At 66.5% G+C, this 13,724-nt stretch carries 12 protein-coding genes; 6 read left to right on the plus strand and 6 right to left on the minus strand.

Annotated elements, in window-relative coordinates; genetic code table 11:
- Positions 1-189 precede the first annotated feature (189 nt).
- Positions 190-486 carry a hypothetical protein gene (locus AB0H00_RS19655; protein WP_357268153.1) on the minus strand — a complete coding sequence of 99 codons (297 nt, stop codon included), beginning with the start codon at positions 484-486 and terminating at the stop codon, positions 190-192.
- Between AB0H00_RS19655 and AB0H00_RS19660 the strand changes: the two genes are divergently transcribed.
- The 4 genes from AB0H00_RS19660 to AB0H00_RS19675 all read left to right on the plus strand — a co-directional run bounded on the left by AB0H00_RS19660 (position 377) and on the right by AB0H00_RS19675 (position 5,591).
- On the plus strand, positions 377-2,443 hold the full coding sequence (locus AB0H00_RS19660) for a tetratricopeptide repeat protein (protein ID WP_357268149.1): 2,067 nt from the start codon (positions 377-379) through the stop codon (positions 2,441-2,443). The two genes, AB0H00_RS19655 and AB0H00_RS19660, sit on opposite strands and share 110 nt — an antisense overlap.
- Entirely contained in the window at positions 2,440-3,465 is a 1,026-nt protein-coding gene (locus tag AB0H00_RS19665) for a zinc ribbon domain-containing protein (protein WP_357268026.1), read from the plus strand. The genes AB0H00_RS19660 and AB0H00_RS19665 overlap by 4 nt, the downstream gene beginning before the upstream one ends.
- 24 nt (positions 3,466-3,489) lie before the next feature.
- Complete coding sequence (locus tag AB0H00_RS19670; protein ID WP_357268028.1) at positions 3,490-4,827, plus strand: VWA domain-containing protein; 1,338 nt, start codon at positions 3,490-3,492, stop codon at positions 4,825-4,827.
- A 77-nt stretch (positions 4,828-4,904) separates the two neighbouring features.
- A complete protein-coding gene (locus AB0H00_RS19675; RefSeq protein WP_357268030.1) occupies positions 4,905-5,591 on the plus strand; it encodes an FHA domain-containing protein in 687 nt (228 codons plus the stop codon).
- A gap of 315 nt (positions 5,592-5,906) precedes the next feature.
- On the opposite strand, the gene AB0H00_RS19680 is transcribed toward AB0H00_RS19675, so the two are convergent.
- Positions 5,907-6,107 carry a hypothetical protein gene (locus tag AB0H00_RS19680; RefSeq protein ID WP_357268032.1) on the minus strand — a complete coding sequence of 67 codons (201 nt, stop codon included), beginning with the start codon at positions 6,105-6,107 and terminating at the stop codon, positions 5,907-5,909.
- A 221-nt stretch (positions 6,108-6,328) separates the two neighbouring features.
- The gene (locus tag AB0H00_RS19685) at positions 6,329-7,375 is read right to left on the minus strand and encodes a hypothetical protein (RefSeq protein WP_357268034.1); all 1,047 of its coding nucleotides are present in this window, start codon (positions 7,373-7,375) and stop codon (positions 6,329-6,331) included.
- A gap of 276 nt (positions 7,376-7,651) precedes the next feature.
- On the opposite strand from AB0H00_RS19685, the gene AB0H00_RS19690 reads away from it, so the two are divergent.
- Both AB0H00_RS19690 and AB0H00_RS19695 read left to right on the plus strand, forming a co-directional pair.
- A complete protein-coding gene (locus AB0H00_RS19690; RefSeq protein WP_357268036.1) occupies positions 7,652-8,806 on the plus strand; it encodes an FIST N-terminal domain-containing protein in 1,155 nt (384 codons plus the stop codon).
- Positions 8,803-9,552 (plus strand): Mut7-C RNAse domain-containing protein, encoded by a 750-nt coding sequence (locus AB0H00_RS19695; RefSeq protein WP_357268037.1) that lies wholly within the window; start codon positions 8,803-8,805, stop codon positions 9,550-9,552. The genes AB0H00_RS19690 and AB0H00_RS19695 overlap by 4 nt, the downstream gene beginning before the upstream one ends.
- A 348-nt stretch (positions 9,553-9,900) precedes the next feature.
- On the opposite strand, the gene AB0H00_RS19700 is transcribed toward AB0H00_RS19695, so the two are convergent.
- From AB0H00_RS19700 to AB0H00_RS19710, 3 genes are all read right to left on the minus strand, one after another.
- Entirely contained in the window at positions 9,901-11,160 is a 1,260-nt protein-coding gene (locus AB0H00_RS19700; RefSeq protein WP_357268039.1) for a hypothetical protein, read from the minus strand.
- A gap of 521 nt (positions 11,161-11,681) precedes the next feature.
- Positions 11,682-12,110 carry a hypothetical protein gene (locus tag AB0H00_RS19705; RefSeq protein ID WP_357268041.1) on the minus strand — a complete coding sequence of 143 codons (429 nt, stop codon included), beginning with the start codon at positions 12,108-12,110 and terminating at the stop codon, positions 11,682-11,684.
- A gap of 313 nt (positions 12,111-12,423) precedes the next feature.
- Entirely contained in the window at positions 12,424-13,392 is a 969-nt protein-coding gene (locus AB0H00_RS19710; RefSeq protein ID WP_357268042.1) for a TIGR03557 family F420-dependent LLM class oxidoreductase, read from the minus strand.
- Positions 13,393-13,724: the final 332 nt, after the last annotated feature.

Genomic DNA, 13,724 nt, shown 5'->3' on the forward strand with positions numbered 1-13,724 from the left:
CTGGACTCGGCGAGGATCGCGACGTTCCCACCTCGAATCCGATCGCGGAGGGCCGGCATTCGTGGAGACTATGGGAGCTGACGGCGGTCGCCCGCCCGGCCCTGGACTGTCGGCAATGCATGGCGGAGAAAGCGGGGAAGAGCGCATGACCTGCGGCGAGCCCGGGTGCGGCGGAACCGTCGAGGACGGCTACTGCGTGGTGTGTGGCACGGCGCCCTTCAAGGACAGCGTGGCATCGGCACAGCTTATGCCGCCGACGGGCGGTGCGTGCACCGAGCTGGGGTGTGTCGGAACGATTGTCGGCGGATACTGCGACGCTTGCGGCACCGTTCCCACCGCGGCGGCTGTCGTGGGCACCCGCCACGTCGGCAGATCGGTGCGGACCAGCCGGTCCTCGTCGTCCAGCGCCGCGGCGCGCGGCAGGCTCGGCGCGGGCATGGTGGATGTGCCGCGGGTGCCGCGGATCGATCCGTTGAGAGCGGTCATGGCGGCACCGCACGTTGCCGAGAGCAAGCGCTACTGCGGGAAGTGCGAGCAGCCCGTCGGCCGTACCCGTGACGGAAAGCCCGGCCGCACCGAGGGTTTCTGCGCCAACTGCGGCACCAGGTTTTCCTTCACTCCGAAGCTGGCCAAGGGTGATCTGATCGGCGGCCAGTACGAAGTGGCCGGATGCCTGGCGCACGGCGGCCTCGGATGGATCTACCTGGCGATCGACCACCGGGTCAGCGACCGCTGGGTGGTGCTGAAGGGCCTGTTGAACTCGGGCGATTCGGACGCACTGCGAGTCGCGGTGGCCGAGCGTCGCTTCCTCGCGGAGGTCGACCATCCGAATATCGTCAAGATCCACAACTTCACCGAGCACACCGGGCCCGACGGCACCGCGGTCGGCTACATCGTGATGGAGTACGTCGGTGGCACCTCGCTGAAGCAGATCCTGCGCGACCGGCGCGACGTGGACGGCTCCTATCTGCCGCCCGCACAGGCCATCGCCTACATCCTGGAGATGCTGCCCGCGCTCGGCTATCTGCATTCGCGCGGTCGTGCGTACTGCGATTTCAAACCGGACAATGTGATGCAGACCGATGAGCAGCTGAAGCTCATCGACCTGGGCGCGGTGATCGAGATGGACGACAACGACAGCCCCATCTACGGCACCATCGGCTATCAGGCTCCCGAGATCGCCGAGACCGGTCCTACGGTCGCCACCGAGGTCTACACCATCGGGCGCACACTCGCAGTGCTGATCATGGCCGTGCCGCAGCAGGCCGGGCAGATCGGCGCGCTGCCCGGCCCGGACACCGAGCCGTTGCTGGCCTCCTACGAGTCGCTGCACCGGTTCCTGCTGCGCGCTACCGATCCCGATCCACAGGCCCGGTTCTCCTCGACGGAGGAGATGTCCGATCAGCTCGTCGGCGTGCTGCGCGAGGTGCTGTCGACCGACGACGGTATTCCTCGCCCGGGAATGTCGAACTCCTTCGGCCCGCCGCGGGCGGTGTTCGGGCTCGGTGGTGTGCCGCTGACCCCGCGGGCAGTCATCGCCGCGCTGCCGGTGCCGCTGGTGGATGCCGCGGACAGCGGGGCCACTCTGTTGGCGACGACAAACGGCACCGATCCCAGCGAACTGGAGCTTGCGTTCGCCGCTGGGCTGCGGTCGGTCGTCACCGGCGGCGCCGAATCGGTGGAGATCCCGCTGCGCCTGGTGCGTGCGGGCCTGGAAGTGGGCGCGGTCGAGTACGCCCACCGGCGGCTGGACGAGCTCTCCTCGAGCCTGCCCGGCGATTGGCGGCTGGCCTGGTACCGCGGTCAGGTGCGGTTTCTGGAAGGCGATTTCTACCGGGCTTCAAAGGAATTCGACGCCGTATACGCTGCCCTGCCCGGCGAGCCCGCACCGAAGCTGGCCCTCGCCGCGGTCACGGAACTGTCCGGCAGCGATCCGGGACGGGCGGCGCGGCACTACGCGACGGTCTGGCACACCGATCACACGTTCGTCAGCGCCGTGTTCGGTCTCGCGCGACTGCGTACTGCCCGCGGTGACCATGCGGGCGCAGTGGCGGTGCTCGACCAAGTGGATCCGACCTCTGCACTGTTCACCGAGGCCAGAATCGCCGCTGTGGAAGCCCTGCTCGCTGATCGGGACCCGGCGCAGCTGACCGAATGGGTACTGCGCGAAGCGGGTAGTCGCGTGGAGCGACTGGCCCTGGACTCGAAACATCGCCTCGCTCAGATACGGATGCGGGTGCTGGCCGCCGCGCTCGGTTGGTTGCGTGCCGGCAAGATTCCCTCATATCAGGCTCCGCTGTTGGGCGCCGAGCTGCATCAGGACGGCGTGCGCACCGGCCTCGAGCAGTGCTACCGCGAGCTCGCCCGCGGAACCGACGACTTGTGGACGCGGATCGAGCTGGTCGACAAGGCGAACACGATCCGCCCGAGGACCACGCTGTGACAGCGGCCGTATGCCCGGACTGCGCCGCCGAAGTCGATGTCGCAGACAAGTACTGCGAAGCCTGCGGACGCGAGCTCGGCATTCGAAGGGTTGCTCTGCCGCGCAACGACCTTCCATCGACAGTGTGCGCCGGTTGCGGCGCGGCGGGGTACGACGCCGACCGTTACTGCGTCCGATGCGGCGAGCTGAACCGTGCGCCTGATCGCTTCGAGGCAGATCTGGGTGCGGTGTGTGTGCTGACCGATCGCGGCATCGCGCACGCGCGAAACGAGGACGCCGTGGCCGCCGCCGTGCTCGACGGCGATGTTCCCGGACGGCCCGCAGCCCTGGTGATCGTCGTCTCTGACGGGGTTTCCACCTCGGAGAACCCGCAGGCCGCCTCAGGCGCGGCGGCACGCGCCGGTGTCGACGCCGCAGTAGGCGCGCTGGCCCGGGAACGGTCCGCCGACGTAGCGGTGATGGCAGGGCTCGAGGCGGCGGCGCAGGCTGTCCGCGCCACATCAACGCACGAAATGTATTCTCCCTCTTGCACTTATGTTTCGGCTGTCGTGCTGGACCGTGGCGTCGCGGGCGTGGAGATCGCGGTTGCCAATGTGGGGGACAGCCGCGCGTATTGGCTGCGCACCGAGACGCCGCCGACCGCGCACCACGACGGCAACCCGCCCTCACAGCGCCTGACAGTGGACGACTCGTGGGCACAGGCCCTTGTTGACGCTGGTGCCATGGATGAGGAGTCCGCAATGAATGATCAACGGGCGCATACGCTGCTACGCTGGCTCGGCGCGGACGGCGGGTCGCAACCCTGGTCGGACAACTGCGTGCGGACGTTACGCACAACGGGTCCTGGGATATTGCTGTTGTGCACCGACGGACTGTGGAACTACCAGTCTGATGCCGCATCGCTTGCCTCCATGGCCACTGGCGCCGTCCCACTGTCCGCCGCGCGTGAACTGGCCGAGTTCGCCCTGCGTAGCGGAGGCAGCGACAACATCACCGTCGCGCTCGCCCCCGTTCGCCCGTGACCGGTCCGATCGAGCAGGAGACGTATGTTGGGTTCTACTGACAGCAAGGGGATTTCGGTTGCCGTCGACCAGAATGAGTACTTGGGCGCCGGGGCTGGCACAGTAGACGCCGTGGTTACCGTCGAGGCGAGTAGCGACCTGATGGTGACCACTCCGCCGCAGGAGCGGGTGGAGATCCTGATTATCGATTGCTCCGGCTCGATGGGTACGGGCCACAAGTTCGAGGGCGCGCGTAGCGCGACCCTGGCCGCGCTGGACGAAGTAGCCGATGGCACGCAGTTCGCCATCGTCGAGGGAACTCATGTGGCGCGCTCGGTGTTCCCGACCAAGTTTCCTTCGGTGCGCGCCGATCGCCGCTCCCGGGCAGCCGCCCGCCGCGCGCTGAATCAGCTGCGTCCGCACGGCGGTACGGCGATGGGCACCTGGCTCGGCCAGGCCAGACAGCTGGCGACGCAGCATCCCGGCGCGATGGTGCACGCCATCCTGCTGACCGACGGCAAGAACGAACATGAGGAGCCGGAGACGCTGGCTGGGGAGATCAAGCTGTCGGAGGGAATGTTCACCTGCGACTGCCGCGGTGTCGGGACCGATTGGCGGGTGGACGAAGTGCGCTCCATTTCCTCGGCTCTGCACGGGACGGTGGACATCGTGAAGGATCCGGCCAACCTCGCGGCCGACTTCGCGGCCATGATGCAGACGTCGATGGCGAAGGGGATTCGGGAGCTGACACTGCGGGTGTGGACACCACGGGGTGCCCGGGTGCAATTCGTCAAGCAGGTCGCGCCGACGATCGAAGACCTGACCGGACGCCGCGCTGAGTTCGGTCCGCAGGTGGGAGAGTACTCGCTGGGCGCGTGGGGAGTGGAAAGCCGCGACTATCACCTCCAGGTCTGGGTCGAGCCCGCGGCGCCGGGGCGGGAGAAGCTCGCGGCCCGGATCAGCGTCCTCGCGGGGGAGCAGATACTCGGCCAGGGGCTGGTCCGGGCGTTGTGGACCACCGACACCGCGCTGTCGGCCCGGATCAGCAGACGCGTCGCGCACTACACCGGGCAGGCCGAGCTGGCCCAGGCGGTGCGGGAGGGGCTGGCGGCGCGCAAGAACGGCGATGCCGCGATCGCGACCGCGAAGCTGCGCCGGGCGGTGCAGCTGGCCGCGGAGTCCGGCAACGAGGGCACGGCGAAGCTGCTGCGCGGCGTGGTCGAGGTCGACGAGCGCACGGGGACCGTGCGGCTGCGGTCGCACGTGGATGCAGCAGACGAGATGGCTTTGGATGCTCGGTCGACCAAGACGGCGCGGATACGGGAGGAGCTGCCCGTAGAGGCTGGCTCGACCAAGACCGCACGGGTATGGAAGGAAATGTAGATGAGCGACCTGTGTGCGGCCTTGCTCGCTGGGCCCGATCGGACTAGGGTGGTCGGGATCAGATGGCAGGAGGGGTGATGGACATCTGTCCGGACGGTCATCTATCCCTCGCACCCTTCTTCTGCGATGTCTGCGGAAAGCCGGTCGGTGCACAGACATCCGTCTCGGACGTGAAAGAGTCGACCGCGCTGTGTCCCTCCTGTGGGGCGGCGCGCACCGGACGATTCTGTGAAGTATGCGGGCGTGATTCGGCGCTTGCCCGGCCGCTGCAGCACCCTGCGGAACCGGCGCCGGCCGAACCGGCCGCCGCGGAACCGGTTGCACCCGAACCGGCCGTCGCGGAACCACCACGCCCGGTCGCCTGGATCGCCACGATCATCGCCGACCGGGAGTTCTACGACCGGGTCATCGCCCGCAAGGGTCCCGACGCCGAGCAGGTCGGCTTCCCGACCTACTATCCAGAGCGTCGAATCGTCTTGCACGGCAGCGAGATTTTGATCGGCAAGCGCAGCGTCTCCCAAGGTATCGCGCCCGGAATAGATCTCGGCATCGCTCCCGCCGATATCGGTGTTTCGCGTGCGCATGCCATGATTCACGTCGACGACCGCGGCCTGACCATTACCGACCTCGGCTCGACCAACGGCACCAGCCTGAACGGCAGTGAGGACCTACTACCACCCAAGGTTGCTGTTTCGCTGCGCAGCGGTGACCGGATCCACCTCGGCGGCTGGACCACCATCACGCTGTCCGTCGGGCCCGCCTGAAGGGCCACACGGGGGGTCGGGCAGGAAACCATCCGGTTTGATGTGACGATACGGACACCACATGCTTTTACGGTCCGGTGACTGCTCGATCGTGGGGGAGTTGCCTCCAGGCTGATCACGTTCCGCCTGGTTGCGGCAGGTGCCAGTGTCGCCGTGATCTCTTCGGTGGTCCCGCACGCCCTCGAGCTGAAGGCGCTGCGCGATCAAGTATCGCCTTCAGGGGCTTGGCGAGTCTGCACCGGCCGTCGCCGCCGTCTGGCCGCTGAGGGCGCTGTGGTGGTGCAGTGGACGGTAACGGCCTGGTCGTCGTGTCACCTACGGGCTTGGCTGGGGCACAGTGCAATCCGCGATTTTCGGATTCAGGCCCATGTAGTTCAGCGGACCGGCGAGCACTGTCAGCGCGGTGGTGCCGAAGCCCGCGCAGTTGATCGGACCGCTGTCGAAGTAGTCGCGCTGGCCTGCCGCGACCAAGCCGATGATCAACCAGGACAGGATCAGCAGACTTCCAAGACTCATATTCTTCACGTGCATTGTGCCGGTCCTTCCCGCGCCTACGAAACCGATTATCCGCCTTGGGGTGCGACGCGCCCGCAACTTCGACACCGATTGCGTGGCGCGCATTTCAGCAAGCCGTCCGCAGCGCACACCAGCCCGCAGGAGGCCGTCCCAGGGGCAGGTTCGTTATTGCGCTCGCTGCCGGTGACGGCGCGGCCGACGCCGACTGGAAATGCTCGCACCTACGCCGACAGATCGGCGGACTCGGCTCGCGCCATTTTCACCAACGCTCCGTGCAGGGCCTTCGCCAACTCTCCAGCTCGCTCCCCGTGCAGCATCACCTCGGTGAACCCCTCGACCAATGCCCGGCCCGGGTCCAGCAGGCTGTGATCGACACTTTTGCCGCCACGGAGCGACTCGGCGATCAGGGTTCGCCAAGCCTCTTGGCGCGCCCGGAAGCCGCCCGCGATGTCGAGTGCTCTGGCGAATTCGCGAACGATCACCGTGTATACCGGCCGCTCTGTGGGCCCGTGTCTGCGGGCTCCACTTCGGGTTTCCCCAGGTACCGACCCAACCGGCGGGATCGGGTTTGCCAAGGCGGCGCCGTCTAGGACGATCCATACCGCTGGTGCCTCCGATCGCACTGCGTCCGAGGGGCGATCCCGAACCGGACGAGAGGACGTGCCGTCGCGCCGTTCGGTGATCTCGATGCCGCCTAGCGGGATCGGGTACTTCGCGAGCATGTCATCAAGAGCCGAGGCGATCTCGCGAACAGCGTGTACATCGATACTCGCCGTCTCGAACCCGATGACTTCCAGGCTGTGCCGGGACGCCATTTCGCGTGCAAGTCCGAGGATTTCGGAATCGGCAGCGGTGTTGGCCTGCCGTCGAGCCAACTCGGATTCTGCGAGGTGAGGTGTGGTCGCCTGCCGTGCGGTCGACGAAAGCTCTGTGGTCGGTCTGACGCGGGGCACCGGCGTGTATGGCGCGCCAAGGCGCTTCGACCATGGTGTGGTCGGCGGTTTTCGGGACCATGGGGTAGGCATAGCTTTGCGGTCGGAGGCAGTGAGCTGTCCTGGTACGGGTTCCAGGTTGCGGGCCGTACTCGCTCGAACCGGGATCGGTGTCTCGGCGTGACGATCACTTTGGTTGCTGTTCGGCGGCGCCTCCGCGGAGGCGATGGCGGCTTTCAACTCGCTGACCGTTCGGGAGGCCTCGGCGATGAGGTGTTCCAGCGTCGATACCATTGCAAGCAGTTCGCTCGAATCGATCCGAGACGGCTGACTCACCGATATCTCCTGCTTGCTGTTACGGCGGTCAACTCTTGCCGGGTACGCTGGCCTATGCCAATATTCTGATTTTCGCGTGGGCGAATAGCCGTTTTTGGTGCGATCGATTTTCGCGCGGTTCCGTGCACCTCCCGCGGTTGGGAAGAGGGCCACCTTCGGCGCCGACGGCGCCACTATCCGCCCCCGCCGCGTGGCTGAAATACTACTTCCGCACCTGCGGAAAAGCATTGTGCAGCAACAACGACTGCGTTCACTCAGGTTGGCTACGATGGAAGGGTGCGGATCGGAGTCGGGCTCTCCACCGCGCCCGAGGCGCGGCAGGCGGGCATGGAAGCCGCAGCGCACGCGCGCGATCAGCTCGCGGGCGAGACGCCGTCGCTTGCCGTGCTGCTCACATCACGGGCACACACCGACGAGGCCTCGGCCGTACTCGCCGGTGTCCACCAGACTGTCCGGGTGCCCGCGCTCATCGGATGCGTGGCGCAGGCGGTCGTAGCAGGCCGCCGTGAGATAGAGGACGAGCCCGCGGTGGCGGTGTGGCTGGCATCCGGGTTGCCTGGCGCCGAGACCTTCCAGTTGGACTTCGTCCGCACGGCGACAGGGGGGCTGCTAGCCGGCTACCGCTTCGACAAGGCCGCACGCGACTTCCATCTGCTGCTGCCAGACCCGTATTCGTTCCCGGCCGACCTGCTGCTCGAGCACCTGAATGCCGATCTGCCCGGCACCATCGTGATGGGCGGGCTGGTGAGCGGCGCGCTGGGTACGACCGGCAGCAGGCTGTTTCGCGACCGTGACGTTTCGACGTCCGGCGCGGTCGGCGTGCGGCTTCCCGGCTTGTGCGGTGTCCCGATTGTGTCGCAGGGCTGCCGGCCGATCGGGTACCCCTATATCGTCACCGGCGCGCGCGGCGCGCTGATCACCGAACTAGGTGGTCAGCCGCCGATCGAACGGTTGCGGGAGGTCGTCGACATACTGCCACCCGATCAGCAGGAACTGTTGACGCACGGCCTGCAGATCGGAATCGTGGTGGACGAGCATTTGGCAGCGCCCGGGCAGGGCGATTTCCTGATCCGTGGACTCCTCGGTGCCGACCTGTCGAGCGGCGCGATCGAAATCGGCGAGGTCGTCGAGGTTGGCACGACCGTGCAGTTCCAAGTCCGCGACGCGGTCGGCGCGGACAGAGATCTGCGTGCGGCCCTCGAGCGTGCTAGCTCGGACCTGCCCGGGCGTCCGGCCGGCGCTTTGCTGTTCACATGCAACGGACGCGGCAGGCAGATGTTCGGTATCGCGAATCACGACGCCGCGACCATCGAGGACTTGCTCGGGGGCATTCCGCTGGCGGGCTTCTTCGCCGCCGGCGAGATCGGCCCCATTGCGGGCCGCAATGCGCTGCACGGATTCACGGCATCGATGGCGCTGTTCGTCGAATGAGCGTGGACATCCGGGTCTACGCCGAGCTGAACGACTTCCTGCGGCCCGGCGAGCGCTACACGGTGCTGCGCCGACTGTTCCGCCCGCACCAGACCGTGAAGGACGTCGTCGAGGCCGCCGGCATCCCGCACACCGAGGTCGACCTGGTTCTGGTCAACGGGCAACCGGTCGACTTCGACCATCACCCGCAGGTCGGCGACCGTATCACGGCGTATCCCGTGTTCGAGACGCTCGACATCGGCCGGGTTACCAGGGTGCGCCCACGCCCGCTGCGCCAGCCGCGCTTCGTCGCAGACGTCAATCTCGGCGGACTCGCCAAGCTGATGCGGCTGATGGGCCTCGACGTTGACTGCCGTTGGGACGCCGACGACGCCCAGCTCGCCGAGGTGTCGGCCGACGAGCACCGGATTTTGCTCACCCGCGACCGCGGACTGTTGAAGCGGCGCAACGTCACTCACGGCGTATATGTCCGGTCGGACCAGCCGATCGACCAAGTCGTCGAGGTGATCCGGCGGCTCGACCTCGTCGCGTGCTTGGCGCCGTTCACCCGCTGCCTGCGCTGCGGCGGCGCCATCGCCGCGGTCGCAAAAGCCGAGGTCGAAGATCGGCTGGAACCGCTCACTCGCCGCTATTACGACACGTTCCGGCAGTGTCGCGACTGCGGCCGGATCTACTGGCCGGGTTCGCACCAAGTCCGGCTCAACGCGACGGTGGAGGCGATCCGCGCTGGGTTGGACCAATTTTGACCAGCGTGCCGAGCGGGCTCCGGTGCGGACATCTCTCGACTCCCGCACCGCTGGGACCGCCTGGTCGGAGAGACTCGCTCCTTTGCCGGCATCGCCTGGAGTCGGTGAGCGCGCACAGGGGGATGATGCACGGTCTCGATCACTCGTTGGCCAGCCGCGGTCAGGTCTAGGGTGCGGCGACCGGTGAGGTGGAGCCGGTCTCGATCGACCGATCCGGATAACGGGCTGCGTCAGCTCATTTCCGGAACGTCGTGGTAGCCGCCGGTCGGACGGTGCGGTGAGACTCCGTGTCCCGCACGTCCGAGGCGCCGACGGTTGTTTCGGCGCAGGCGCGTCCGATCAGGTTTCTCATCTTCGTTGGCGTCCGCGGCGTCGGCGAGGCCGTTGGACGAGCTTCAGACCGAACAGCAGGTCGGTGTTGCGAACGGGTGATGGTTGCTCGGACATCCGGAGAAGCCCAGCTTGTCGAATCCAGCTGTGGTGCCAGTGGTACAGGTCCGGGATGGTCAGCCCGCAGGCCGCGGCGATCTTGCGCAGGCGGAAGCCTGCTCCGCCGATTGCTCCAGCGAACAGTTTGCTGTCGGGTGTGTCGTGCATTTCCCGGTACACGCGCGCGGAGTGGAGCAGCGGCCGTGCCAATGGCGGTATCACCCACACGTATAGGTCGGATGCGTGTGTGTAGCCGATCGGACCGTTGAAGATCAGCGCATCTGCGGTGAGCGCGACGCAAGGAACCGCGTTGAGCTCGATCGCGGTGGCGCCGGTGAACAGCACGGTGGCGATCGCGGCCGCGTCGGCCACATTGGCCGTCCCAGCATGGATACGGGAGATGATCTTGTGATCGATCGGGATGGTGGTCAGTCCCGGTCCGACCGAGTACGCCAGATCCGGCGGCAGGTCCAACCGCAGACCGTGAAGTAGAAACGCTGCTTGAGCACCGCGAAGGCGGGTGATGGTATGTCCGCGGCTGGGACTGTCAGCGACGAGACCGCCGAGGAACCGGTACAGGCCCAGGATGTCGTTCCATTCCTCGACCAAGCCGGCGCCGCGACCGCTACGCAGGTGATCTGCGACGGTGAGACGGGGTTGAAGAACCGTGAGCATGTACTGGGCGAGGTCGGTATGCGTGCCTAGGCCACTCCAATCGCCGTTTTGGTCCAGGTCGTGGTGGCATGGATGACCGCTGTTCTCAGTCAACCATCGGCAGGTCGCTCGGATTCCTTGGGTGTAGACGGCGTCGATGCGTGCGAATTCGGCGGGCGGCAAGCTCCGGTAGGCATCCGCGCGAAACGTCGTGACGTCACCATCGGAGATCTGCGGCAACGGCTCGTCTCCGGCCGTCTCCGGCAACGTGACAATGCGTGACTGTCGGACTCTGATTTGTCGGTAGCCGACCTGCCTGGTCGGTGCGTTGGTGAGTTCGTCGAGATCGGCCGGTATGGAACCCGCCCGGCGGGCCTCCAGCCACCGCCACAAGGTTTGCTCGGGCACACCCAGTTTCTGCGACGTCGATCGCACTTGATCGGCAGAGAGAATCTTGTGCTCGTCGAGCTGGCCCAGTCTGTCCAGCTCGGACAGACGCAGCGTAGGTACGCTTGCGTCGACCACAACTACAACCTCCTGGATCCATGGACCCGCAACGAATTCGAGGGTTTCGACATCAGTTGGAACGGGTTCCAGAGCATTCGATCACGTACCCAGCGGTAGTGACGCAATGTTTACCGAGTTTTGATGTTGCCTACCTCACCCCTTTACTCCGCTTCGACCGAAGTTTCGGTGAACTCTGGACAACCATCGGGCGTCTCATGCCCTGGCTGATCCGGCTCCAACTCGGCCCGGCAAACAATACCGGGGCAGCGGAGTTCGTCGCCCTCCGGCCAGGCGGAAATGGCTCACCTGCTCCGCGACGGCTCCAGCGCGAGAAGGACCGAGGGCCGAATGACCACTCTCCGCAACTGCCGGTATAGGCGGCAGCGTGAGCTACGCCCGCTCGCCCCTACAGGCACGCCAAGCCGAGGTTGTTGCCGGTGACAGTGTTCACCGTGGTCGAGCCTTCCGATTCCGGCGTGTAGTTGCCGCCGACGTACTTGGCACGTACGACGTGATTTCCGCTGGTAGTCGGTTTCCAATCAATGGTGGCGGTCAGGGAGGCCCCGGTCGTCGGCGTCGCGCGATTCACCGTGGGGGGTGACACTTCCGAGCGAATTCCAGTCGTCCCAGAACTCCACCGGCGGAATGTCGCTGCCCAGCCCGAGTGCGGAACTGCCCGCTACCGTGGCCGTCACCTGCACCGTGCAGCCGGTAGCCGCTCTACCCGACAGCGCCACCGTGGTGGTGACATCACCAGGAGCACCGACGGCCGCACCCGGCGCACTCGACGAAACGGCCCCCGCCGCGACAACTGCCACAAAAAGCGACGATCCAGCTCCACAACAACGGGCCACTGCCTCGAAACGTTTGACGGACAACATGTTCAGCGCCTGCACTCGCAAAACTGCGACCCGGATCAGTGTCAGCGTCGCGCCACCCCACCGCAAGTTTTCCGATTCAATGAGCAAGCCGAATCTGTACTCTGTTCCCATCCCTGCGCGGACACAGAGCAGTTCGCCGCCGCCGAGGTCAGCGTGAAAAGTGTCAATGCCCCTGACGGTCCACGCTTCCGAGTCGGTCGGAGGGAGATCTCGGCGACCAGCTGCGATCCGCGGGCGAGGTCGGGGTCGGCTTTGCCTGGAGGACAAGTGTGGGCCGACCGCAGCTTGCTCGGGTATAGCACCCACCTGCTGTCAGGGGGTGTGCGGCGGATGCCCCGGTTGCCCATGGTCGGACCTGCGGTGTGCCTCGAGGTGACGGACTCCGGGCAATCGCGCGGCGTCAGCTTTTCGGGGTGAGTGTGCGGAGGGGCTCGTCGAGTTCGCGGCGATAGAAGTCCAGGAAGCCGTCGGGGTCGGGTCCCGCGTTCTGCATGACGAGATGATCGAAGCCGGCATCGGTGTACTGCTTCGCGGCGTCCAGATAGCGGGCGGGGTCGGGGCCACAGGCGAAGTTGTCGTAGATGTCCTCCAGGCGGACCGTGGTGGTCGCCGCAGCGAAATTGGCGGGGTTCGGCAGTTCGCTCATCACCTTCCACCCGGTGACTGCCCAGCGCGTCGTGTCCAGTACTGCCTGTGCTGCCGTCTCCTCGTCCCGAGCCCAGGCAATGCCGACCTCGGCGTAGCGGGGGCCCGTGCCGCCGGCTGCGCGGTAACGGTCGACGAGGTCGGGCTTCGGTTCGGTGGCGAACAGGCCGTCACCGAGTTCGGCGGCGATCCGGGCCGCCTCCGGACCACCCCCGGCGACGGCGATCGGCGGAAGCGTGTCGGGCAGGTCGAATACCCGAGCCTCGGAGACGGTCAGAAACTCGCCATCGTAGGAGCGATAGCCGCCGCGCCAGAGCAGCCGGATGATCTCGAGCGCCTCGCGCAGCATCCGCTGTCGGACGCGTACGGGCGGAAACTCACGGCCGACAACATGCTCGTTGAGGCGTTCGCCCGAGCCGACACCAAGGGTGAATCGGCTATCGGAAACGATCGCGAGGGTGGCGGCGGCCTGAGCGATGATCGCGGGGTGATATCGCAGGATGGGGCAGGTCACGCCGGTGGCCAGACCGATCCGCTCGGTCTTCGCGGCGATCGCGCCGAGCACTGTCCAGGCGAACGGTGAATGCCCCTGGTTATCCAGCCACGGATGAAAGTGATCGCTGATCTCGACAAAGTCGAATCCGACCTCTTCCGCCCGAATCGCTTGGCGGACAAGTTCCTTCGGACCGAATGCCTCGGCCGCCAGTTTGTATCCGACGCGCATCGCCACCTCCTGGTTCGGCAGGGAGACGCCGGTCGCCTCGGGGGACCGGCTGTTGGCTGGCGTACCCGGCATCCGGTATGGAAAACCGACTCCGCGAATCCACGCCGCTCGGCGGAGCTCAGGTCGGTCGCGGACTCCACCACAATGACGGTATGGACGACGCGCTGCGTGCGCTCTTCGCCGTCGGCGGTGAGCCTTTCCCGAGAGGCGCGACTGTCTGACCGTCGCGATCACGACATTGCTGCAAGCCGGAGCGTCCACCAGGACGGCGTCGAGCTCGGACGATGTACTGGTCGGCCCGAGCGGCGTGTCGCTGGCCACCGACGGCCCGG

The organism is Nocardia sp. NPDC023852 (assembly GCF_040639505.1).
In the GTDB taxonomy this organism is placed as follows: Bacteria; Actinomycetota; Actinomycetes; order Mycobacteriales; family Mycobacteriaceae; genus Nocardia.

Coding starts and splice junctions, on each gene's coding strand:
- AB0H00_RS19655 (WP_357268153.1), bottom strand. CDS start 486: ATGACCGCTCTCAACGGATCGATCCGCGGCACCCGCGGCACATCCACC.
- AB0H00_RS19670 (WP_357268028.1), top strand. CDS start 3,490: ATGTTGGGTTCTACTGACAGCAAGGGGATTTCGGTTGCCGTCGACCAG.
- AB0H00_RS19675 (WP_357268030.1), top strand. CDS start 4,905: ATGGACATCTGTCCGGACGGTCATCTATCCCTCGCACCCTTCTTCTGC.
- AB0H00_RS19680 (WP_357268032.1), bottom strand. CDS start 6,107: ATGAGTCTTGGAAGTCTGCTGATCCTGTCCTGGTTGATCATCGGCTTG.
- AB0H00_RS19695 (WP_357268037.1), top strand. CDS start 8,803: ATGAGCGTGGACATCCGGGTCTACGCCGAGCTGAACGACTTCCTGCGG.
- AB0H00_RS19710 (WP_357268042.1), bottom strand. CDS start 13,392: ATGCGCGTCGGATACAAACTGGCGGCCGAGGCATTCGGTCCGAAGGAA.